The organism is Streptomyces sp. NRRL B-3229 (assembly GCF_000719505.1).
In the GTDB taxonomy this organism is placed as follows: Bacteria; Actinomycetota; Actinomycetes; order Streptomycetales; family Streptomycetaceae; genus Streptomyces; species Streptomyces griseorubiginosus.
In genome coordinates this window covers 17,900-40,574 of record NZ_JOGP01000002.1, presented here as the reverse complement: position 1 = coordinate 40,574, position 22,675 = coordinate 17,900, and the positions used below count along the sequence as shown (strand labels likewise).

18 protein-coding genes are annotated in these 22,675 nt (G+C 71.0%); 12 read left to right on the top strand and 6 right to left on the bottom strand.

Translation table 11 applies throughout. The annotated features are described in order from the left end of the window. Positions 1 to 71: 71 nt before the first annotated feature. The 3 genes from IF54_RS0103195 to IF54_RS0103185 are packed head-to-tail and all read right to left on the bottom strand — an operon-like array spanning position 72 to position 4,208. Positions 72 to 1,763 (bottom strand): thiamine pyrophosphate-binding protein, encoded by a 1,692-nt coding sequence (locus IF54_RS0103195; protein ID WP_030314229.1) that lies wholly within the window; start codon positions 1,761 to 1,763, stop codon positions 72 to 74. Then, positions 1,760 to 2,728: an agmatinase gene (gene speB / locus IF54_RS0103190; protein WP_030314227.1), complete on the bottom strand. Its 969-nt coding sequence runs from the start codon at positions 2,726 to 2,728 to the stop codon at positions 1,760 to 1,762. The genes IF54_RS0103195 and speB overlap by 4 nt, the downstream gene beginning before the upstream one ends. A 34-nt stretch (positions 2,729 to 2,762) precedes the next feature. Further along, a complete protein-coding gene (locus IF54_RS0103185) occupies positions 2,763 to 4,208 on the bottom strand; it encodes a sodium:solute symporter (RefSeq protein WP_030314225.1) in 1,446 nt (481 codons plus the stop codon). 121 nt (positions 4,209 to 4,329) lie between these two features. On the opposite strand from IF54_RS0103185, the gene IF54_RS0103180 reads away from it, so the two are divergent. Next, positions 4,330 to 5,988 carry a PucR family transcriptional regulator gene (locus tag IF54_RS0103180; RefSeq protein WP_199821173.1) on the top strand — a complete coding sequence of 553 codons (1,659 nt, stop codon included), beginning with the start codon at positions 4,330 to 4,332 and terminating at the stop codon, positions 5,986 to 5,988. A 70-nt stretch (positions 5,989 to 6,058) separates the two neighbouring features. Beyond that, complete coding sequence (locus tag IF54_RS0103175) at positions 6,059 to 6,847, top strand: phosphatase (RefSeq protein ID WP_030314219.1); 789 nt, start codon at positions 6,059 to 6,061, stop codon at positions 6,845 to 6,847. A gap of 48 nt (positions 6,848 to 6,895) precedes the next feature. Here the strand turns inward: IF54_RS0103175 and IF54_RS0103170 are convergent, their stop codons facing one another. From IF54_RS0103170 to IF54_RS0103160, 3 genes are all read right to left on the bottom strand, one after another. Beyond that, on the bottom strand, positions 6,896 to 7,762 hold the full coding sequence (locus IF54_RS0103170) for an acyl-CoA thioesterase (RefSeq protein WP_030314217.1): 867 nt from the start codon (positions 7,760 to 7,762) through the stop codon (positions 6,896 to 6,898). A 34-nt stretch (positions 7,763 to 7,796) separates the two neighbouring features. After that, a complete protein-coding gene (locus IF54_RS0103165; RefSeq protein WP_030314215.1) occupies positions 7,797 to 8,954 on the bottom strand; it encodes an acyl-CoA dehydrogenase family protein in 1,158 nt (385 codons plus the stop codon). 106 nt (positions 8,955 to 9,060) lie between these two features. Further along, on the bottom strand, positions 9,061 to 9,654 hold the full coding sequence (locus tag IF54_RS0103160) for a TetR/AcrR family transcriptional regulator (RefSeq protein WP_030314213.1): 594 nt from the start codon (positions 9,652 to 9,654) through the stop codon (positions 9,061 to 9,063). A gap of 97 nt (positions 9,655 to 9,751) precedes the next feature. On the opposite strand from IF54_RS0103160, the gene IF54_RS0103155 reads away from it, so the two are divergent. The 10 genes from IF54_RS0103155 to IF54_RS0103110 all read left to right on the top strand — a co-directional run bounded on the left by IF54_RS0103155 (position 9,752) and on the right by IF54_RS0103110 (position 22,667). After that, a complete protein-coding gene (locus IF54_RS0103155) occupies positions 9,752 to 11,383 on the top strand; it encodes a carboxyl transferase domain-containing protein (protein ID WP_030314212.1) in 1,632 nt (543 codons plus the stop codon). A gap of 6 nt (positions 11,384 to 11,389) precedes the next feature. After that, a complete protein-coding gene (locus IF54_RS0103150; protein ID WP_030314210.1) occupies positions 11,390 to 13,315 on the top strand; it encodes an acetyl/propionyl/methylcrotonyl-CoA carboxylase subunit alpha in 1,926 nt (641 codons plus the stop codon). Beyond that, positions 13,315 to 14,235 carry a hydroxymethylglutaryl-CoA lyase gene (locus IF54_RS0103145; protein WP_030314207.1) on the top strand — a complete coding sequence of 307 codons (921 nt, stop codon included), beginning with the start codon at positions 13,315 to 13,317 and terminating at the stop codon, positions 14,233 to 14,235. The genes IF54_RS0103150 and IF54_RS0103145 overlap by 1 nt, the downstream gene beginning before the upstream one ends. Positions 14,236 to 14,242: 7 nt before the next feature. Further along, complete coding sequence (locus IF54_RS0103140) at positions 14,243 to 15,403, top strand: acyl-CoA dehydrogenase family protein (protein WP_030314205.1); 1,161 nt, start codon at positions 14,243 to 14,245, stop codon at positions 15,401 to 15,403. Between the two features lie 131 nt (positions 15,404 to 15,534). Further along, positions 15,535 to 16,581 carry an ABC transporter substrate-binding protein gene (locus IF54_RS0103135; RefSeq protein WP_030314203.1) on the top strand — a complete coding sequence of 349 codons (1,047 nt, stop codon included), beginning with the start codon at positions 15,535 to 15,537 and terminating at the stop codon, positions 16,579 to 16,581. 92 nt (positions 16,582 to 16,673) lie between these two features. Continuing rightward, positions 16,674 to 17,483: a siderophore-interacting protein gene (locus IF54_RS0103130; RefSeq protein ID WP_030314201.1), complete on the top strand. Its 810-nt coding sequence runs from the start codon at positions 16,674 to 16,676 to the stop codon at positions 17,481 to 17,483. A gap of 142 nt (positions 17,484 to 17,625) precedes the next feature. Then, positions 17,626 to 19,068 carry a lysine decarboxylase DesA gene (desA, locus tag IF54_RS0103125; RefSeq protein ID WP_030314199.1) on the top strand — a complete coding sequence of 481 codons (1,443 nt, stop codon included), beginning with the start codon at positions 17,626 to 17,628 and terminating at the stop codon, positions 19,066 to 19,068. After that, positions 19,052 to 20,329, top strand: a complete 1,278-nt coding sequence (locus IF54_RS0103120; protein WP_030314198.1) for a lysine N(6)-hydroxylase/L-ornithine N(5)-oxygenase family protein — start codon at positions 19,052 to 19,054, stop codon at positions 20,327 to 20,329. The genes desA and IF54_RS0103120 overlap by 17 nt, the downstream gene beginning before the upstream one ends. Continuing rightward, entirely contained in the window at positions 20,326 to 20,898 is a 573-nt protein-coding gene (locus IF54_RS0103115; RefSeq protein ID WP_030314197.1) for a GNAT family N-acetyltransferase, read from the top strand. Before IF54_RS0103120 ends, IF54_RS0103115 begins: the two co-directional genes overlap by 4 nt. Beyond that, complete coding sequence (locus IF54_RS0103110) at positions 20,895 to 22,667, top strand: IucA/IucC family protein (protein WP_030314195.1); 1,773 nt, start codon at positions 20,895 to 20,897, stop codon at positions 22,665 to 22,667. Before IF54_RS0103115 ends, IF54_RS0103110 begins: the two co-directional genes overlap by 4 nt. Positions 22,668 to 22,675 lie beyond the last annotated feature (8 nt).

Here is a 22,675-nt window from a genome sequence, read left to right as displayed (position 1 = left end):
CCCGGCTGGGGATGCCAGCGACCTCACGGAACATATCCCGTCAAGGTCATCGCGAACAGCCGATCGGTTGATCAGTCGGAGCCCAGATGCGTGGGTGCGAACATCCGCAGCACCGCCGGGAGGACGACCACCGAGGGCCCCGGTGCGGCCAGCGCCTTCGCCAGGTCGTCCGCCAGGGCCTGAGGGGTCGTACGGACCCCGGGGACGCCGAAGGACTCGGCCAGTGCCACGTAGTCGGGGCGGGACAGTTCCGTCGCCGTGGCCTGGCCGAAGGCGTCGGTCATGTACTCGCGCAGGATGCCGTAACCGCCGTCGTCGACGATCAGCCAGGTGACGTTCAGGTCGTACTGGCGGGCCGTGGCCAGCTCGGCGATCGAGTACAGGGCGCCGCCGTCCCCCGAGACCGCCAGGACCGGGTGCGAGGGGTCGGCCACCGCCGCGCCCAGCGCCGCCGGGAAGCCGTAGCCCAGACCGCCGGCGCCCTGGGCGGAGTGGAACAGGTTGGAGCCCTTGGCGTCGAACGCCGACCAGGCCCAGTACGCGAGGATCGTCATGTCCCAGAAGGACGGGGAGGTGGCGGGCAGGGCCCGGCGGACGGACGCCAACAGGTCCTGTTCCAGGGTGAGTTCCTGTGCGGCGATGCGCTCCGAGACGCGCGCCAGCACCTCCCGGACCCGGTCCGGCGCCTGCGCGTCCTCCCTCGGCGACACCGTCTCCAGCAGCGCCTGCAACGCCAGACGCGCGTCCGCGTGGATGCCCAGCGCCGGGTGGTTGGCCTCCAGCTTGCCGAGGTCCGCCTCGATCTGGATCACCCGGCCGCGCGGCTTGAACGTGTGGTAGTTGGACGACAGTTCACCCAGCCCGGAGCCGACGACCAGGAGCACGTCCGCGTCCTCCAGGAAGTCCGTCGTGTGCCGGTCCTCGATCCAGGACCGCAACGACAGGGGGTGCCTCCAGGGGAACGCCCCCTTGCCGCCGGGGGTCGTGACGACGGGCGCCTGCACGGCCTCGGCCAGCTGCCGCAGTTTCCCGGCCGCGTCGGCCCGTACGACTCCCCCGCCCGCGATGATCGCCGGGCGCTCGGAGCGGGACAGCAGGTCGGCCGCCACCGCCGTCAGTTCGGGGCGCGGGGGCAGTTCCTCCGGGAAGGCGTCGCCGCCCGTCACCACCGGGATCGGCGTCTCGGCGAGCAGCACGTCCTGCGGGATCTCCACCCACACCGGGCCGTGCGGGGCCGTCAGCGCCGACTTCCAGGCCGCCTCGACCGCGGAGGGGATCTGGGACTGGGCGCGGACGGTGTGGACCGACTTGACCACGCCCCGGAACGAGGCCGACTGGTCCGGGAGTTCGTGCAGATAGCCGTGCCGGCCGCCGCCCAGACCGGCGGTGGGGATCTGGCTGCTGATCGCCAGGACGGGGGCCGACGCGGCGGCCGCCTCCTGGAGCGCGGCGAGCGACGTCAGCGCCCCCGGGCCCGTCGACAGCAGCAGCGGGGCCGCCTCCCCGGTGATCCTGCCGTACGCGTCCGCCGCGAAGCCCGCGTTGTTCTCCACCCGCAGACCGATGTAGCGCAGGTCGGAGCGGCGCAGCGCGTCGAACATGCCGAGCGCGTGCTGGCCGGGCAGGCCGAAGACGGTCGTCGCGCCGAGCGCCGCCAGTGTCTCCACGACCAGGTCTCCGCCGTTGCGGCCGGGAGGAGGGTTGAGAGCAGCGGAAATCTGCGCCTCCGTCGGACGGAGCACCAGGTCGTGGTCGTGAGTCACTGCGCGCGGGCCTCTGCAATCTGGCGGGACATGATCGTGGTCAGTTCGTAGGCGGTGTGGGAGGCCGCCACCGAGGTGATCTCCGCGTGGTCGTACGCGGGGGCCACCTCGACGACGTCCGCCGACACCAGGTTGCACGATGCCAGACCCCGCAGGATCTCCAGCAGCTCGCGGGAGGTCATGCCGCCCGCCTCGGGGGTGCCGGTGCCGGGCGCGTGGGCCGGGTCCAGGCAGTCGATGTCGATGGAGATGTAGAGCGGGCGGTCCCCGATGCGCTGGCGCAGCTGGTCGGCGACCTCGTCGGCGCCCCGGCGGTAGATGTCCGCCGAGGTGACGATGCCGAAGCCCATCTTCTCATCGTCGGTGAGGTCCTGCTTGCCGTACAGCGGGCCGCGGGTGCCGACGTGGGAGAGCGCGGAGGTGTCGAGGATGCCCTCCTCCACCGCCCGCCGGAACGGCGTGCCGTGCGTGTACTCGGCGCCGAAGTAGGTGTCCCAGGTGTCGAGGTGGGCGTCGAAGTGGAGCAGGGCGACCGGGCCGTGCTTCTTCGCGACGGACCTGAGCAGCGGGAGCGCGATGGTGTGGTCGCCGCCGAGGGTCATGAGCCGGGCGCCGGTGCCGAGCAGGTCGTCCGCCGCCGCCTCGACGGTGTCGACGGCCTCGTTGATGTTGAACGGGTTCACGGCGATGTCGCCGGCGTCCGCGACCTGTGCGAGGGCGAACGGGGAGGCGTCCTGCGCCGGGTTGTACGGGCGGAGCAGCCGGGAGGCCTCGCGGATCGCGTTGCCGCCGAAGCGGGCGCCGGGCCGGTAGGAGACACCCGAGTCGAACGGGACGCCGACCACGGCGACGTCGGCCCGGCCGACCTCGTCGAGGCGCGGCAGCCGGGCGAAGGTCGCGGGCCCGGCGTAGCGCGGGACGCGGGAGGAGTCGACGGGGCCGCGGGGGGTCTCGGGGGAGCTCATGGTCGTATGCCTTCCTTGTGGTGCTGTGTTCGGTCTACCGGGGTGCCGGAACCGGTTCGGGGACCTCACGCCCGGCGAGTCGTTCCCGCCAGGCCGCGAGGACCGCGGTGTCGGTCGCCGGGGTCGCCAGGGATACGGCGACGTAGACGACCAGGGAGGCCAGCAGGCCGTAGTACACGGGCTCGTTGGCGAGGATGCCGTAGCCCGCCATGAGGCCGATCACGGCGAGACCGCCGATGGCCACGGACGCGAGGGCGCCCTGGGCGGTGCCGCGCTTCCACAGCAGGCCGCCGAGGATGGGGACGAGGAGGCCGCCGACGAGGAGGTTGTACGCCACCGTCAGCGCCTCGACGACGTTGTTGAGAGCGATGGCCGTGGCGATGACGGCGATGCCCATGACGAGGATGAAGGCGCGGTTGCCCTGCACCTCGTCGTGTTCGCCCTCGGCGGTCCTTCCGCGCAGCCGCGACCAGATGTCGTTGTTGGCGACGGTCGCGCAGGCGATCAGCGCGCCGGAGGACGTCGACATCACCGCGGCGAGGGCCGCGGCCAGCACCAGACCCCGTACGCCGACGGGGAGTTCGTCCTTGACGATGGTCGCGAAGGCGTCGTCCGCGTTGGCGAGGTTCGGGTAGAGGACCTTGGCGGCGGTGCCGATGACGGCGCCTGCGAGGGCGTAGGCGAGGCAGTAGGTGCCGGCGACCGTGCCGCCCCACTTCGCGGTGGTGTCGCTGCGGGCGGTGAAGACGCGCTGCCAGATGTCCTGACCGATGAGCATGCCGAAGGTGTAGATCAGCACGTAGGTGAAGATCGTCTCGCCGCCGATGCCCAGCGGGTCGAAGTACTCGGTGGGCAGCTTCGCCTTCATCTCGCCGAAGCCGCCCGCCTTGACGACGGCGATGGGCAGGAGCAGCAGCAGGACGCCGATGGTCTTCACCACGAACTGCACCATGTCGGTGAGGGTGATGGACCACATGCCGCCGAGGGTCGAGTAGGTGACGACGATCGAGCCGCCGAGGACGATCGCGAGGGTCCGGTTCATGTCGAAGAGGACGTCGAAGATCGTGGCGTACGCGATGGTCGAGGTCACCGCGAGCATCAGGGTGTACGCCCACATGACCACACCGGAGATGACCCCGGCCCGGCCGCCGTACCGGAGGTCCAGCATCTCGGAGACGGTGTAGACCTTGAGGCGGGCGATGCGGGCGGAGAAGAAGACGGACAGGGCCAGCAGGCCGAGGCCGATGGTGAAGACCATCCAGGCGCCGGAGAGGCCGTACCGGTAGCCGAGGCCGACCCCGCCGATGGTGGAGGCGCCGCCGAGGACGATCGCCGCCATGGTGCCGGAGTACATCGCGGGGCCGAGGCGGCGCCCGGCGACCAGGAAGTCGCTCTTGGACCTGGCGCGGCGCATGCCCCACCAGCCCATGGCCAGCATGCCGGCCAGATAGACGACGATGACGGTGTAGTCGACGGCCATGAGAGCCCTCCTCCTGCCGGTCTGAGCCTGCCGGTCTGCGTCGACAGTAGGTGGCCGGATAGCGACTGCGAAGTGTACGTTTCATCCATTCGAGCCGCCCTGGATGGAGGGAACGTCCACCATGCCGGACCCGGCTGTCCCACCCACCCCACCGGTCCCGCTGGCCGCGCTGCTGGCCCGCGAGGACCTGGGGCTGCGCCAGATCGCGGGGCCTTCGGATCCGGACACGGTGATCCACTGGGCGCACACCTCGGAGATGGCGGACCCGTACCCGTATCTGCTGGGCGGGGAGCTGCTGCTGACGGCGGGGGTGCACATCCCGGAGGCGGCGGGCTCGGGCACCTACTTCGACGACTACGTCTCCCGGATCGTCACGGCGGGCGGCGTGGCGCTCGGCTTCGGCCTGGCGCCCGTGCACGACACCGTCCCCCGGGCCCTGGTCGCGGCCTGCGACATCTATGAACTGCCCCTGATCGAGGTGCCGCCCCGGACCACCTTCTCCGGTGTGGCCCGCGCGGTCTGGCAGCTGATGGCCCAGGCCCGGCACGCCGAACTCCGCCGTGTGACGGAGGCCCAGCAGAGCCTGGCCGCCGCCGCGTCCCGCCCGGACCCGGTGCCGTCCGTGCTGCGACAGCTGGCCCAGCGGGTGGGCGGCCGGGCGGTGCTGTTCGGACCGGACGGGGCGGAGGTCGCGGCGGCGGGGCGGGGTGCCGAGCGGGCGCAGGCCGCAGGGGGCTTCGACGGCCGGCAGGTGCGGGACGCGTTGGCCGCGCTGGCGCGCGTCGTACGGCCGACGGCCCCGGTCCCGCCCGCCGGACCGGCACCGGCAGCGGCCGGGCCGGGCGCCGGGGCCGGGCCGGCCGCCGGGGCCGGGCCGGGCGCCGGGGCCGGGGCGGGCGCCGGGGCGGGCGCCGGGGCCGGGGCCGGGCCGGGCAGCCCCACCTCCCCGACCGCCGCACACAACACCCCCTCCTCGGCCCCCGCCTCCGCCACCGACACCGTCTCCGGCCTCCACCTCGCCGCCTGGTCCCTCGGCGCCGGGCGCGGGTTCGTGCTCGGGGTCGTCAGTCCCCGCCGTGAGCCCGGGGACCACACCATCGCCTCCGTCGCCGCCGTGCTGCTGTCCCTGCTCACCGGTGAGCATCAGAGCGGGTCGGGGGCCGCGCGGTCGTCCGCTCTGGTACGGCTGCTGCTGGGCGCGCCGGCCGAGGACGTGGCCCCGCTGCTCGGTGACGGCCGCTGGGTCGTCGTGCACGGCCGGCCCGACGCGGCCCCTCCCGACCCCGTGTCCGCCTCCGCCCTCGGTGCCGCGCTCGGGTCGCCGCTGGTCGACGTGGCCGGGGACGTCGTACGGGTGCTGCTGCCCGCCGAGCGGGAGCCGGGCCCGCAGCCGGGGTGGACGCTCGGGGTCAGTGCCGTCGCCGGTCCCGCCGAGTGGGCCGGTGCCGACGTCCAGGCGGGCCGGGCGCTGGCCCGCGCCCGGGCCGTGCGCGCCGGGCTGGTGCGGTACGGGGACCGCCCGGCACTCGCGGACCTGGTGCCGCCGGCAGACGCCGAGGCGCACGCCCGGGCCCTCCTGGCACCGCTGACCCCCGCCCTCGCCGAGACCCTGCGCACCTGGCTGTCCCTGCACGGCGGCTGGGACCGTACGGCGGTCGCCCTGGACGTGCACCGCAACACCGTGCGGCAGCGGATCGCGAAGTGCGCGGCGCTGCTGGAGCTGGACCTGGACGACCCGGACGTACGGATGGAGCTGTGGTTCGCGCTGCGGCGGCCGTGATCGCGTGACCCGCGTCCCAGCGTGCGGGATGCGCGGCGGCGGTGTGAAGGCGTGCATCAGAATGGGAGACATGCCGATACCCGGGACACCCAGCCGCGCCGAGCTCGTCGACCACCTTGTGAGAACCCGTATCGCGGGCGAGGTCGCCACCCCGCGGGAGAACAACCTCTCGCACTACCGCCAGCTGGCGAACGGCAACCGCCACTACTGGCTCGGGCTGGAGCTGGGTGACCGCTGGAGCGACGAGCAGGACGTGCTCGCGGTGATGGCGGAGCGGGTGGGGGTCAACGACGACCCGGAGTACCGGTACGGGCAGGACACCATCGACCCGGAGCTGACCGTCGGCGGTCTGGAGCGGATGGCGGCGCGGCTGCGCAAGGCGGCGGACGGGCAGCAGGCGGTGCTGTTCGCGACCGGCCACCCCGGCGGCCTCCTCGACGTCCACCACGCCACCGCCGCCGCGCTGCGCTCGGCCGGCTGCGAGATCGTGGTCATCCCGGACGGGCTCCAGACGGACGAGGGGTACGTCATGCAGTTCGCGGACGTGGCGGTCCTGGAGCACGGCGCCACGCTCTGGCACACCCACTCCGGCGACCCGATGAAGGCCATCCTCACGGCCCTGGAGCGCGAGGGCCGCCCGCTGCCGGACCTGGTCGTCGCCGACCACGGCTGGGCGGGGTACGCCGCCCAGCACGGCGTGGACTCCGTCGGGTACGCCGACTGCAACGACCCGGCGCTCTTCGTGGGCGAGTCGGAGGGCACGGTCCAGGTCACGGTCCCGCTCGACGACCACGTGGTGAGCCCGCGCCACTACGACCCGATGACGGCGTACCTGCTGAGCGAGGCCGGCCTGCGCTAGACCTCCGGCTCACCTGGCCGCCGAGGCCCGCCTGTGCCGGGCCCGGGGTCACCTGGGGGCCCGGACCACGCCCTCCTGGATCACGGAGATGGCCAGGCGGCCGTCCTGGGTCCAGATGCGGGCCTGGCCGAGGCCGCGCCCGGCGGAGGCCGACGGGGACTCCTGGTCGTACAGGAGCCATTCGTCGGCCCGGAAGGGGCGGTGGAACCACATCGCGTGGTCCAGCGAGGCACCGACGACGTCTCCGGTGGCCCAGCCGCCGCGGCCGTGCGCGAGGAGCACCGAGTCGAGGAGCGTCATGTCGGAGACGTACGTGGCGAGGACGACGTGCAGAAGTGGGTCGTCGGCGAGCTTCCCGTTGGTGCGGAACCACACCTGCGAGTGCGGTTCGCGCGCCTCGCCGAACTTCCCGTACGGCGGCTCCTCGGCGTAGCGCAGGTCGATGGCCTCACGGGCCTCCAGGAACCGCTCCACGACCGCCGGGTCCAGGTGGTCGTAGCCGCGCAGCCGCTCCTGCGAGGTGGGGAGCGTGGCCGGGTCGGGAGCGGCCGGCATGGCGGCCTGGTGCTCGAAGCCCTCCTCGTACCGCTGGAAGGAGGCGGAGAGGGCGAAGATCGGCTGGCCGTGCTGGACCGCGAGGACCCGGCGGGCGGTGAAGGACCGGCCGTCGTTCATGCGGTCGACGGTGTAGACGATCGGCGCGCCGGGGTCGCCCGCGCGCAGGAAGTACGCGTGCAGGGAGTGGGCGAGCCGGTCCTCGGGCACCGTCCGCCCGGCGGCGACCAGCGCCTGCGCGGCGACCTGCCCGCCGAAGACCCGGGGGACGACGGCGGGGCGGGAGGCGCCGCGGAAGATGTTCTCCTCGATCTGCTCGAGGTCGAGCAGATCGAGGAGGTCCTGAAGTGCCTGGCTCATGGAGCTGTTGTACCGGTCGCTGATTCCGCGCCGACTACAGGCCCATGTCCTTCGCGATGATCGACTTCATGATCTCGCTGGTGCCGCCGTAGATGCGGTTGACGCGGTTGTCCGCGTACAGGCGGGCGATCGGGTACTCGTTCATGAAGCCGTAGCCGCCGTGCAGCTGGAGGCAGCGGTCGATGACGCGGTGCGCGACCTCGGTGGCGAACAGCTTGGCGCTGGCGGCCTCGGCGGGGGTCAGCTCGCCCGCGTCGAGGGCCTCCAGGGCGCGGTCCACGACGGCCTCGGCCGCGTCGACCTCGGCCTTGCAGGCGGCCAGCTCGAACTTGGTGTTCTGGAAGGACGCGACCGGCTTGCCGAAGACGGTGCGCTCCTGGACGTACTGCTGGGCGAACCGGACCGCGGCCTTGGCCTGCGCGTAGGCGCCGAAGGCGATGCCCCAGCGCTCGGAGGCGAGGTTGTGGCCGAGGTAGTAGAAGCCCTTGTTCTCCTCGCCGAGGAGGTCCTCGACGGGCACCTTGACGTCGACGAACGCCAGCTCGGCGGTGTCGGACGTCTTCAGGCCGAGCTTGTCCAGCTTGCGGCCGACGGAGTAGCCCTCGGACTTGGTGTCCACGGCGAACAGGGAGATGCCGAAGCGGCGGTCCTCGGCGGTCGGCGCGGAGGTGCGGGCGCAGACGATCACACGGTCGGCGTGCACGCCACCGGTGATGAAGGTCTTGGCGCCGTTGAGGACGTAGTGCGTGCCGTCCTCGGAGAGCTTGGCGGTGGTCTTCATGCCCGCGAGGTCGGAGCCGGTGCCCGGCTCGGTCATCGCGAGGGCCCACATCTCCTCGGCGGAGACGAACTTCGGCAGGAAGCGCTTCTTCTGCTCGTCGGTGGCGAGCATCTTGATGTACGGCAGGCCCAGCAGTACGTGCACACCGGAGCCGCCGAACTGCACGCCCGCGCGCGCGGTCTCCTCGTACATGACGGCCTCGAACTTGTACGAGTCGATGCCGGCGCCGCCGTACTCCTCGTCCACGCGGATGCCGAAGACGCCGAGCTCGGCGAGCTTGTAGTAGAAGTCGCGGGGGGCCTGGCCGGCCGCGAACCACTCGTCGTAGACGGGCACGACCTCGGCCTCGATGAAGGCGCGCAGGGTCTCCCGGAACGCCTCGTGGTCCTCGTTGAACACAGTACGGCGCACCGCCGCCACCTCCACCTGACTGAAAGAGTGCATGTCTAAGCGCTTGCTCAGATCAACCGTACCGGCGAGTACGAAGGGGCGTCCAGAGGTGATCCCGTAACGCTCGTCACGCCCCGGCGGCCGCGAAGGCGCCGCGCGCCATCCGGTGCAGCAGGGCGGCCGTCGCCGCGCGGCCCGGGAGCGAACCCGGGCGGCCCAGGTGCGGGGTGGAGTTCAGGAGGCCGAAGACGGAGTGCACGGCGGAGCGGGCCGCGGGCTCCAGGAGGCCGGGGTAGACCTCGCGCAGGACCTCCACCCACAGCTCGACGTACTGGCGCTGGAGCTGGCGGACCAGCTTGCGGTCGCTGTCGCGCAAGCGGTCCAGCTCACGGTCGTGCAGGGTGATCAGGGGGCGGTCGTCGAGCGCGAAGTCGATGTGGCCCTCGATCAGGGAGTCGAGCAGCGTCTCGGGGTCGCCGCCGTCCGACTCGGCCACCCGCCGCTTCCCGCCGGTCAGGAGCTGGCCGCTGATGCCCACCAGCAGCTCGGCGAGCATCGCGTCCTTGCCCGCGAAGTGGCGGTAGAGGCCGGGGCCGCTGATGCCGACCGCGGCGCCTATCTCGTCCACGCCGACACCGTGGAACCCGCGCTCGGCGAAGAGCCGCGCGGCTTCCTTGAGGATCTGCTCGCGACGGGTGGGGGCGTCGGTTCTCGTGGCCATGCGAGCAATTCTAGACAGGGAGGTTAGCGGTCGTTAACCTGAAGGAAATGGTTAACGCTCATTAACAGGCGATCACTGGGTGAGGGGACCACCGGACATGGATCAGGCACCGGAGCTGACGAGCGCGGCAGACCCCGCGTCGGCGGCCTGGAAGGCCAACGAGGAAGCCCACCGGGCCCTCGTGGACGAGCTGCGCGGCAAGCTCGCCGCTGCCGCGCTGGGCGGCGGGGAGCGGGCGCGTGAGCGGCACACCGCGCGGGGCAAGCTGCTGCCCCGGGACCGCGTCGACACCCTTCTGGACCCGGGCTCGCCCTTCCTGGAGCTGGCTCCGCTCGCGGCCGACGGGATGTACGACGGACAGGCCCCGGCCGCCGGGGTCATCGCCGGGATCGGGCGGGTGAGCGGGCGCGAGTGCGTGGTCGTCGCCAACGACGCCACCGTCAAGGGCGGCACGTACTACCCGATGACGGTGAAGAAGCACCTGCGGGCCCAGGAGGTGGCGCTCGACAACCGGCTCCCCTGCATCTACCTGGTGGACTCCGGCGGTGCCTTCCTGCCCATGCAGGACGAGGTCTTCCCGGACCGCGAGCACTTCGGGCGGATCTTCTACAACCAGGCCCGGATGTCCGGCGCGGGCATCCCGCAGATCGCCGCGGTCCTCGGGTCGTGCACGGCAGGTGGCGCCTACGTCCCGGCCATGAGCGACGAGGCCGTGATCGTCCGCAACCAGGGCACGATCTTCCTCGGCGGCCCTCCCCTGGTGAAGGCCGCCACCGGCGAGGTCGTCACCGCGGAGGAGCTCGGCGGCGGCGAGGTGCACGCGCGTGTGTCCGGCGTCACCGACCACCTCGCCGAGGACGACGCCCACGCCCTGCGGATCGTGCGGAACATCGCCGCGACCCTGCCCGCGCGCGGACCGCTGCCCTGGTCCGTCGAGCCCGTGGCGGAGCCCAAGGTCGACCCCTACAGCCTGTACGGCGCGGTGCCGGTGGACTCCCGCACCCCCTACGACGTCCGCGAGATCATCGCGCGCATCACCGACGGCTCCCGGTTCGCCGAGTTCAAGGCCGAGTTCGGGCAGACCCTGGTCACCGGGTTCGCCCGCATCCACGGCCACCCGGTCGGGATCATCGGCAACAACGGCATCCTGTTCTCCGAGTCCGCCCAGAAGGGCGCCCACTTCATCGAGCTGTGCGACCAGCGCGGCATCCCGCTGCTGTTCCTCCAGAACATCTCCGGCTTCATGGTCGGCAAGGACTACGAGGCAGGCGGCATCGCCAAGCACGGCGCCAAGATGGTGACCGCGGTCGCCTGCACACGCGTGCCCAAGCTGACCGTGGTCGTCGGCGGCTCCTACGGCGCCGGGAACTACTCGATGTGCGGCCGCGCCTACTCCCCCCGCTTCCTGTGGATGTGGCCCAACGCCAAGATCTCCGTGATGGGCGGCGAGCAGGCCGCCTCCGTCCTCGCGACCGTCAAGCGGGACCAGCTGGAAGCCCGCGGGGAGGCCTGGGCCGCCGAGGACGAGGAGTCCTTCAAGGACCCGATCCGCGCCCAGTACGAGCGCCAGGGCAACGCCTACTACGCCACCGCCCGCCTGTGGGACGACGGGGTCATCGACCCGCTCGACACCCGTCAGGTGCTCGGCCTGGCCCTGACCGCATGCGCCAACGCGCCACTTTCCCAAAGGGACTACGACGCCCCCCAGTTCGGCGTCTTCCGGATGTGAGGACCCATGTTTGACACAGTGCTTGTCGCCAACCGGGGCGAGATCGCGGTCCGCGTCATCCGCACGCTCAGGTCCCTGGGCGTACGCTCCGTCGCCGTCTTCTCCGACGCGGACGCCGACGCCCGGCACGTCCGGGAGGCCGACACCGCCGTACGGCTGGGACCGGCACCGGCATCGGAGAGCTATCTGTCCGTGGAGCGGCTCCTGGAGGCGGCCGCCCGCAGCGGCGCCCAGGCCGTCCACCCCGGCTACGGCTTCCTCGCGGAGAACGCGGCCTTCGCGCGCGCGTGCGTCGACGCGGGCCTGGTCTTCATCGGCCCGCCCGCGGACGCCATCGCGCTGATGGGCGACAAGATCCGCGCCAAGGAGACCGTCCAGGCGGCCGGAGTACCGGTCGTCCCCGGCGGCCGTGACCCCGAACTCGCCGAAGCCGCGCGCGCGTTGGGCGCCCCCGTGCTCCTCAAGCCCAGCGCGGGCGGGGGCGGCAAGGGCATGCGGCTGGTCCGGGACCTCACCGTCCTGGAGGAGGAGATCGCCGCCGCCCGCCGCGAGGCCCGCTCCTCCTTCGGCGACGACACCCTGCTCGTGGAGCGCTGGGTGGACCGGCCCCGGCACATCGAGATCCAGGTCCTCGCCGACGGCCACGGCAACGTGATCCACCTCGGCGAGCGCGAGTGCTCCCTTCAGCGCCGCCACCAGAAGATCGTCGAGGAGGCGCCCAGCGTCCTCCTGGACGAGGCCACGCGCGCGTCCATGGGCGAGGCGGCGGTCCAGGCGGCCCGCTCCTGCGGCTACCGGGGCGCGGGCACCGTGGAGTTCATCGTGCCCGGCGACAACCCGTCCTCGTACTACTTCATGGAGATGAACACCCGCCTCCAGGTGGAACACCCGGTCACCGAACTGGTCACCGGCCTCGACCTGGTGGAGTGGCAGCTGCGGGTCGCGGCGGGCGAGCCGCTGCCGTACGGGCAGGAGGGCGTCCGGCTGACCGGCCACGCCGTCGAGGCCCGGATCTGCGCGGAGGACCCCGCGCGCGGGTTCCTCCCCTCCGGCGGCACCGTGGTGAGGCTGCGCGAACCCCAGGGCGACGGCGTGCGCACCGACTCCGGGCTCAGCGAGGGCACGGAGGTCGGCAGCCTGTACGACCCGATGCTGTCCAAGGTCATCGCGTACGGCCCCGACCGGGAGACCGCGCTCAGGAAGCTCCGGGCGGCCCTCGCGGAGACGGTGACGCTGGGCGTGCAGACCAACGCGGGGTTCCTGCGGCGGCTGCTCGCCCATCCGGACGTGGTGAAGGGCGAGTTGGACACCGGGCTCGTGGAGCGGGTGGTGGACGACCTGGTCCGCACGGACGTACCGGAGGAGGTGTACGAGGCGGCGGCGGCCGTACGGCTCGACGGGCTGCGACCTCGTGAAGGGGGCTGGACCGATCCGTTTTCGCTGCCGAGCGGGTGGCGGATGGGCGGCTCTGGTTTCACGAAGGCCGTTGGCTTCCCGCTGAGGGTGCCGGGACTCGAACCCGTCACTCACCGGAACCGCGGCACCCACACCCTCACCGACGACCAGGTCACCGTCACCCTCGACGGCGTCCGGCACACCTTCCACCGCGCCGCCGACTGGATCGGCCGGGACGGTGACGCCTGGCAGGTCCGGGACCACGACCCGGTGGCCGCGTCCCTCACCCGGGCCGCCCACGCCGGCGCCGACTCCCTCACCGCGCCCATGCCCGGCACGGTGACGGTGGTGAAGGTGGCGGTCGGGGACGAGGTGGCCGCGGGGCAGAGCCTGCTGGTCGTCGAGGCGATGAAGATGGAGCACGTCATCTCCGCCCCGCACGCCGGCACCGTCGCCGAACTGGACGTCAGGCCCGGCACCACGGTCGCCATGGACCAGGTGCTGGCCGTGATCGCACCCCAAGAGGAGGTGTCGTGATGACCCTGCCCATGACGGTCCCCGAACCCGGCCTCCCCGCCCGCGTCCGCATCCACGAGGTCGGCGCCCGCGACGGCCTCCAGAACGAGAAGTCGACCGTACCGACCGAGGTGAAGGCGGAGTTCGTGCGCCGCCTCGCCGAGGCCGGGCTGACGACCATCGAGGCGACCAGCTTCGTGCACCCGAAGTGGGTGCCCCAACTGGCCGACGCCGAACAGCTGTTCCCGCAGGTCAGCGGCCTTCCCGTGGATCTGCCGGTGCTGGTGCCGAACGAACGCGGCCTGGACCGTGCCCTCGCGCTGGGCGCGAGCCGCGTGGCCGTGTTCGCCAGCGCCACCGAGTCCTTCGCCAAGGCCAACCTCAACCGCACGGTCGACGAGGCGCTGGCGATGTTCGAGCCGGTCGTCGGCCGGGCCAAGGCCGAGAGTGTGCACGTGCGCGGCTACCTGTCGATGTGCTTCGGCGACCCCTGGGAGGGCGCGGTCCCGGTCCCCCAGGTCGTGCGCGTGTGCCGCGCGCTGCTCGACATGGGCTGCGACGAACTGAGCCTCGGCGACACCATCGGGGTGGCGACCCCGGGCCACGTCCGCGCGCTGCTGACCGCACTCGACGTCCCCGTCGAGAAGGTGGGCGTGCACTTCCACGACACCTACGGCCAGGCGCTCGCCAACACCTACGCGGCCCTCCAGCACGGCGTCACCACTGTGGACGCCTCCGCGGGCGGCCTCGGCGGCTGCCCCTACGCCAAGTCCGCCACCGGCAACCTCGCCACCGAAGACCTCGTGTGGATGCTTCAGGGCCTCGGCATCGACACCGGTGTCGACCTCGGCCGTCTCGTCGCCACCAGCGCCTGGATGGCCGAACACCTGGGCCGACCCAGCCCGTCCCGCACCGTCCGCGCCCTCTCCCACCAGGAGTGAACCGCCCATGGACCACCGCCTCTCCCCCGAGCTGGAAGAACTCCGCCGTACCGTCGAGGAGTTCGCCCATGACGTAGTGGCGCCCAAGATCGGCGAGTACTACGAGCACCACGAGTTCCCGTACGAGATCGTCCGCGAGATGGGCCGCATGGGCCTGTTCGGGCTGCCGTTCCCCGAGGAGTACGGCGGCATGGGCGGCGACTACCTGGCGCTCGGCCTCGCCCTCGAGGAACTCGCGCGCGTGGACTCGTCGGTGGCGATCACCCTGGAGGCCGGCGTCTCCCTGGGGGCCATGCCGCTGCACCTGTTCGGCACCGAGGAGCAGAAGCGCGAGTGGCTGCCCCGGCTGTGCTCGGGCGAGATCCTGGGCGCCTTCGGCCTCACCGAGCCGGACGGCGGCAGCGACGCCGGGGCGACCCGGACCACGGCCCGCCTGGACCCCGACACCGACGAGTGGGTCATCAACGGCACCAAGTGCTTCATCACCAACTCCGGCACCGACATCACGGGGTTGGTCACCGTCACCGCGGTCACCGGCCGCAAGCCCGACGGCAAGCCCCTGATCTCCTCGATCATCGTCCCCTCGGGCACGCCCGGCTTCACGGTCGCGGCGCCGTACTCGAAGGTCGGCTGGAACGCCTCCGACACCCGTGAGCTGTCCTTCGCGGACGTCCGGGTCCCGGCGGCGAACCTGCTGGGCGAACAGGGCCGCGGCTACGCCCAGTTCCTGCGCATCCTCGACGAGGGCCGGATCGCCATCGCGGCCCTCGGTACCGGGCTCGCCCAGGGCTGTGTGGACGAGTCGGTGAAGTACGCGAAGGAACGGGAGGCGTTCGGGAGGCCCATCGGCGCCAACCAGGCCATCCAGTTCAAGATCGCCGACATGGAGATGAAGGCCCACACGGCCCGGCTCGCCTGGCGCGACGCGGCCTCCCGCCTGGTCGTCGGCGAGCCCTTCAAGAAGGAGGCGGCCCTCGCCAAGCTGTACTCCTCCACGGTCGCCGTGGACAACGCCCGGGACGCCACCCAGATCCACGGCGGCTACGGCTTCATGAACGAGTACCCGGTGGCCCGCATGTGGCGCGACTCCAAGATCCTGGAGATCGGCGAGGGCACGAGCGAGGTCCAGCGGATGCTGATCGCAAGGGAGTTGGGGCTGGCCGGTTAGACCGGGGGCGGCAGGGCACCCTCGGCCCGGACGGGGCGACGCACCCACCCTCTGGACAACTGATGAGGTTAGGCTAACCTACCTTGGAACTTGTCCGGCGGGCGCTTCGCCCCGTTCGAAAGCAGCCACACATGTCCCACGCAAGAGTCGCCCACCTCACCCGCCGCGGCATCCTCGCCGCGGGTGGCGCCCTCGGCCTCGGCGCCGTGCTCGCAGCCTGCGGAGACGACGACTCCAGCGCGACGGGCAGCGACAAGGGGACCACGGCCGCCAAGTCCGGCCCCTGGTCCTTCAAGGACGACCGCGGCACCACCGTGAAGCTGGACAAGGTCCCCACGAGGATCGTCGCCTTCACCGGGGTCGCGGCCGCGCTGTACGACTACGGCATCGAGGTCAAGGGTGTCTTCGGCCCCACCAAGACCAAGGACGGCAAGGCCGATGTCCAGGCCGGCGACATGGACGTCAGCAAGCTGACGGTCTTCGGCAACGTCTGGGACCAGTTCAACGTCGAGCAGTACGCGGCCTTCGCGCCCGAGGTCCTCATCACCACGATGTTCGACAGCGCCGGCACGCTCTGGTACGTCCCGGCCGCCTCCGCCTCCAAGATCGCGAAGCTCGCGCCGAGCGTCGGCATCTCCGTGTACGACCGTCAGCTCACCGCTCCGCTCCAGAAGGTGTGGGAGCTGGCCGAGTCCCTCGGCGCGGACATGACGGCGGCCAAGGTCACCGACGCGAAGAAGCGGTTCGAAGCGGCGTCGGAGCGACTGCGGGCGGCCGCCAAGGCCCACCCCGACATCAAGGTGCTCGCCGGGTCCGCCGCGCAGGACGTCTTCTACGTCTCCGGCTCCAACCTCTCCGTCGACCTCGAGTACTTCAAGGCGCTCGGGGTGAACTTCTTGGAGCCGTCGGCGTCCGTGCTGAAGGCTTCCGGCGGCTGGTACGAGTCGCTGAGCTGGGAGAACGTCGACAAGTACAAGGCCGACATCATCATGATGGACGACCGTACGGCGACGATCCAGCCGGCCGACATCACCGAGGCGACCTGGAAGAAGCTGCCTGCGGTGAAGGCGGGGCAGGTCATCTCGCGGTCTCCTGAGCCGATTCCGTCGTACGACAAGTGCGTGGCGATGGTGGAGAACCTGGCGAAGGCGATCGAGAGCGCGAAGAAGGTCAGTTAGGCGCGTACTTGGCTGCCGGTCCGTTGTGGCTGGTCGCGCAGTTCCCCGCGCCCCCAGGTGGGCGCACCTGACGTCGATTCAGGAGTTGACCGATGACTACGGCCGTAGCCGCTCCGTTCCGTTTCTTCTCACTCCAGGTAGTACGGACGAGGCGGCTTGGTCCGTCCTTGGTCCGCGTCACCTTCACCGGAGACAGCCTCAGCGAGTTCCACTCGCACGGGCACGACCAGTCCCTGTCCCTGTTCCTCCCCGCAGAAGGGCGGACCGAGCCCGGGGTGCCCGTGGAGCTCGGGGACGGGTGGTGGCAGGCCTGGCGGGAGCAGTCCGATGACGTGCGGGCGGTGATGCGGTCCTACACCCTGCGGAGCCTGCGCCGCGAACCCGACGAGATCGACATCGACTTCGTGCTGCACGAGCCCGCCGGGCCCGCGTCCCGCTGGGCCGCACGTGCGGTCGCCGGTGACCGGGTGCAGCTGCTCGGGCCCGCGATCGCCGACAACCGGGCCATCCGGTTCCGGCCGCCCGCGGACACCGATCTCGTGCTGCTGTGGGGCGACGAGACCGCGCTGCCCGCCGTCTCCGCGATCCTCGAAGCGCTGCCCGCCGGGCAGCGGGCCCGGGTCTGGCTGGAGGTGCACGACGCCGGGGACATCCAGGATCTGGCGACCGACGCGGACGCCGAGATCACCTGGCTCGTCGGGGAGAGTGCGCTCGACGTCATCCGGGAGGCCGAACTGCCGCCCGCCGCGCACCCGTACGCCTGGATCGCCGGGGAGTCCGGGTGCGTGAAGGAGCTGCGACGGCACTTCGTGCGCGAGCGCGGGGTCGACCGGCGCCGGGTCACGTTCGTGGGGTACTGGCGGCTCGGCATGACCGAGGAGCAGCTGCGCGCGGCCGAATGACCGCCGTCGACGTGACGGCGGTCACGGCAGGGGCGGGTTTCACCCGTGACTAGTTAGGTTAGGCTTACCTAAGTTGAAGCCGGGATCATCACCCCGCTCCTGCCCCGTCCCGCACGGATCGTCCCCACCGGAGGACCCCAGCATGCGCTCGCACCTGCTCAATGACACGACCGCGGAGACGTACCGCCGCTCCGTGACCGAAGGAATCGAGCGGGTGGCGGCCAAACTCGCCACCACCACCAAGCCGTTCACCGGCGTCGGCGTCGACGCCCTCTCCCCCCGCATCGACGCGATCGACCTCGACAAGCCCCTGCTGGACACGACGGCGGTGCTCGACGAGCTGGAGGACGTCTACCTCCGGGACGCGGTCTACTTCCACCACCCCCGCTACCTCGCCCACCTCAACTGCCCGGTCGTCATCCCGGCGGTACTCGGCGAGGCGGTCCTCTCCGCCGTCAACTCCTCCCTGGACACCTGGGACCAGTCGGCCGGCGGCACCCTCATCGAGCGCAAGCTGATCGACTGGACGACCGCGCGCATCGGTCTGGGCCCGGTCGCCGACGGCGTGTTCACCTCGGGCGGCACCCAGTCCAACCTCCAGGCCCTGCTGCTGGCCCGCGAGGAGGCCAAGGCCGACAACCTGGCCGACCTGCGGATCTTCGCCTCCGAGGTCAGCCACTTCAGCGTCAAGAAGTCCGCCAAACTCCTCGGCCTGGGCGCCGATTCGGTCGTCTCCGTCCCCGTGGGCGCCGACAAGCGGATGCAGACCGTCGCGCTCGCCCGCGAGCTGGAGCGCTGCGAGCGGGAGGGCCTCGTCCCGATGGCCGTCGTCGCCACCGCCGGCACCACCGACTTCGGCTCCATCGACCCGCTGCCCGAGATCGCCGAACTGTGCGAGCAGTACGGCGCCTGGATGCACGTCGACGCGGCCTACGGCTGCGGACTGCTGGCCTCCCTGAAGTACCGGGACCGCATCGAGGGCATCGAGCGCGCCGACTCCGTCACCGTGGACTACCACAAGTCCTTCTTCCAGCCGGTGAGTTCGTCCGCCGTGCTGGTGCGCGACGCGGCCACCCTGCGGCACGCCACCTACCACGCCGAATATCTGAACCCGCGCCGGATGGTGCAGGAACGCATCCCCAACCAGGTGGACAAGTCCCTCCAGACCACCCGCCGCTTCGACGCCCTCAAGCTGTGGATGACCCTGCGCGTGATGGGCGCCGACGGCATCGGCGAACTCTTCGACGAGGTCTGCGACCTGGCCGCCGAGGGCTGGCGGCTGCTGGCCGCCGACCCGCGCTTCGACGTCGTGGTCGAACCCAGTCTCTCCACCCTGGTCTTCCGCTACATCCCGGCCGCCGTCACCGACCCGGCCGAGATCGACCGCGCCAACCTGTACGCCCGCAAGGCCCTGTTCGCCTCCGGTGACGCGGTGGTCGCGGGCACCAAGGTGGGCGGCCGCCACTACCTGAAGTTCACCCTGCTCAACCCCGAGACGACGGTCGAGGACATGTCCGTCGTCCTCGACCTGATCGCCGGCCACGCCGAGCAGTACCTGGGAGAGTCCCTTGACCGCGCGTCCTGAAGTCCCGACCAAGACCTACGACTTCGTGGGGATCGGGCTCGGCCCGTTCAACCTCGGCCTCGCCTGCCTCACCGAGCCCATCGACGAACTCGACGGGATCCTCCTGGAGTCGAAGCCCGACTTCGAGTGGCACGCCGGCATGTTCCTGGACGGCGCCCACCTCCAGACCCCGTTCATGTCGGACCTGGTCACCCTCGCCGACCCGACCTCGCCGTACTCCTTCCTCAACTACTTGAAGGAGAAAGGGCGGCTGTACTCGTTCTACATCCGCGAGAACTTCTACCCGCTGCGGGTGGAGTACGACGACTACTGCCGCTGGGCCGCGAACAAGCTGAGCAACGTCCGCTTCGGCACGAGGGTCACCGAGGTGACGTACGAGGACGAGGTGTACGTCGTACGCACCGACACCGGTGACGAGTTCCGCGCCCGCCACCTGGTCCTCGGCACCGGCACCTCCCCGCACCACCCGGAGGCCTTGCGCGGTCTGGGCGGCGACTTCTTCCACAACTCCCGCTACATGCAGCACAAGGCGGAGCTCCAGAAGAAGGAGTCGATCACGATCGTCGGCTCCGGGCAGTCCGCCGCCGAGATCTACTACGACCTGCTCTCCGAGATCGACGTGCACGGGTACCGGCTGAACTGGGTCACCCGCTCCCCGCGCTTCTTCCCCCTCGAATACACCAAGCTCACGCTGGAGATGACCTCCCCGGAGTACATCGACTACTACCGCGAGCTGCCCGAGGCCACCCGCTACCGGCTCACCGCCGAGCAGAAGGGCCTGTTCAAGGGCATCGACGGCGATCTGATCAACGAGATCTTCGACCTGCTCTACCAGAAGAACCTCGGCGGCCCGGTCCCCACCCGGCTGCTCACCAACTCCTCGCTGCGCAGCGCCCGTCACGACAACGGCACGTACACGCTCGGCTTCCGCCAGGAGGAGCAGGAGAAGGACTTCGAGATCGAGACGCAGGGCCTGGTCCTCGCCACCGGCTACAAGTACGCCGAGCCGGAGTTCCTCGCCCCGGTCAGGGACCGTCTGGTGTACGACGCGCACGGCAACTTCGACGTCTCCCGCACCTACGCGATCGACGTGACGGGCAGAGGCGTCTTCCTCCAGAACGGCGGAGTCCACACCCATAGCATCACCAGCCCCGACCTGGGCATGGGTGCCTACCGCAACAGCTGCATCATCCGAGAGCTGCTCGGCACCGAGTACTACCCGGTCGAGAAGACGATCGCGTTCCAGGAGTTTTCCGTATGAGCACCCCCGCAGTGGGCCCCTTCACCCCCGCAGTGGGCCCCTTCGCCTTCCGCCCCCTCGACCCCCTGAAGGACGCCGAGTTGCTGCACGGGTGGGTCACGCACCCCAAGGCCGCGTTCTGGATGATGCAGGACGCGACACTGGAGGACGTCGAGCGGGCCTACCTCGACATCGCGGCCGACGAGCACCACCACGCGCTGCTCGGCCTCGGCCCGGACGGCGAGCCGGCGTTCCTGATGGAGAAGTACGACCCCGCCCACCGCGAGCTGGTCGGCCTGTACGAGCCGCGGCCCGGTGACATCGGGATGCACTTCCTCACCCCGGCCACCGACACGCCCGTCCACGGCTTCACCCGGTCCGTCATCACCGCCGTCATGGCCCACCTGTTCGAGGACCCTGCCGTCCAGCGGGTCGTCGTGGAACCCGATGTCGGCAACAAGGCCGTCCACGCCCTGAACGCGGCGGTCGGGTTCGTGCCCGAGCGCGAGATCCAGAAGCCGGAGAAGAAGGCCCTGTTGAGCTTCTGCACCCGGGATCAGTTCCTGGCCGCGACGGGGGTGGACGCGTGAGCCTCACCGACGCCGTCGCCCACCTCTCCCCCGAGCGCTGGGACACCGCCAACCGTCTGCTGATCCGCAAGGGCCTCGCCGAGTTCGCGCACGAGCGGCTGATCGAGCCCGAGGAGACCGACAAGGACCAGTACGTCGTCCGCAGCGACGACGGCAAGACCCGCTACGACTTCACCGCGGTCCGGCGTTCCCTCGACCACTGGCAGGTCGACGCCGACTCGATCACCCGGCACCGCGACGGCACCGAACTCCCCCTCGCCGCCCTGGACTTCTTCATCGAGCTCAAGGACACCCTCGGCCTGAGCGACGAGATCCTGCCGGTCTACCTGGAGGAGATCTCCTCCACCCTCTCCGGTACCTGCTACAAGCTCACCAAGCCCCAGGTCCCGGTCACCGAGTTGGTGAAGGCCGACTTCCAGGACATCGAGACCGGCATGACCGAGGGCCACCCCTGCTTCGTCGCCAACAACGGCCGGCTCGGCTTCGGCGTCCACGAGTACCTCTCGTACGCCCCCGAGACCGCGAGCCCGGTCCGCCTGGTCTGGCTCGCCGCCCACCGCTCCCGCGCCGCCTTCACGGCCGGGGTCGGCATCGAGTACGAGTCCTTCGTACGCCAGGAGCTGGGCGAGGAGACCGTCGAGCGCTTCTACGGCGTCCTGCGCGACAAGGGTCTCGACCCGGCCGACTACCTGCTCATCCCGGTCCACCCCTGGCAGTGGTGGAACAAGCTCTCCGTCACCTTCGCCGCCGAGGTCGCCCGTGACCTCCTGGTGTGCCTGGGCGAGGGCGACGACGAGTACCTGGCCCAGCAGTCCATCCGGACCTTCTTCAACCGCTCGCACCCCGAGAAGCACTACGTGAAGACGGCCCTGTCCGTCCTCAACATGGGCTTCATGCGCGGACTCTCGGCCGCGTACATGGAGGCGACCCCGGCCATCAACGACTGGCTCGCCGGGCTCGTCGAGGGCGACCCGGTGCTCAAGTCCACCGGTCTGTCGATCATCCGCGAGCGGGCCGCGGTGGGCTACCGGCACCTGGAGTACGAGGCCGCCACGGACCGCTACTCGCCGTACCGCAAGATGCTCGCCGCGCTGTGGCGGGAGAGCCCGGTGCCCTCCCTCCAGGACGGCGAGTCCCTGGCCACCATGGCCTCGCTGGTCCACGTCGACCACGAGGGCCGCTCCTTCGCGGGCGCGCTCATCGAGCGCTCCGGCCTGACCCCGGCGGACTGGCTGCGCCGCTACCTGCGCGCCTACTACACCCCGCTCCTGCACAGCTTCTACGCCTACGACCTGGTGTTCATGCCGCACGGCGAGAACGTGATCCTGGTCCTGAGGAACGGCGTGGTCGAGCGGGCGGTCTACAAGGACATCGCCGAGGAGATCGCCGTCATGGACCCGGAGGCGGTGCTGCCGCCGGCGGTCGAACGGCTGCGGGTCGAGGTCCCGGACGACAAGAAGCTCCTGTCGATCTTCACCGACGTCTTCGACTGCTTCTTCCGCTTCCTCGCCGCGATCCTCGCCACCGAGGGGATCCTGGAGGAGGAGGACTTCTGGCGCACGGTCGCCGAGGTCACCCGCGACTACCAGCGCTCGGTGCCCGAACTGGCTGACAAGTTCCGGCAGTACGACATGTTCGCGCCCGAGTTCGCCCTCTCCTGCCTCAACCGCCTCCAGCTGCGCAACAACCGGCAGATGGTGGACCTGGCGGACCCCTCGGGCGCCCTCCAGCTGGTCGGCACGCTGACCAACCCCATCGCGGGCCTGTAGGACCGCGC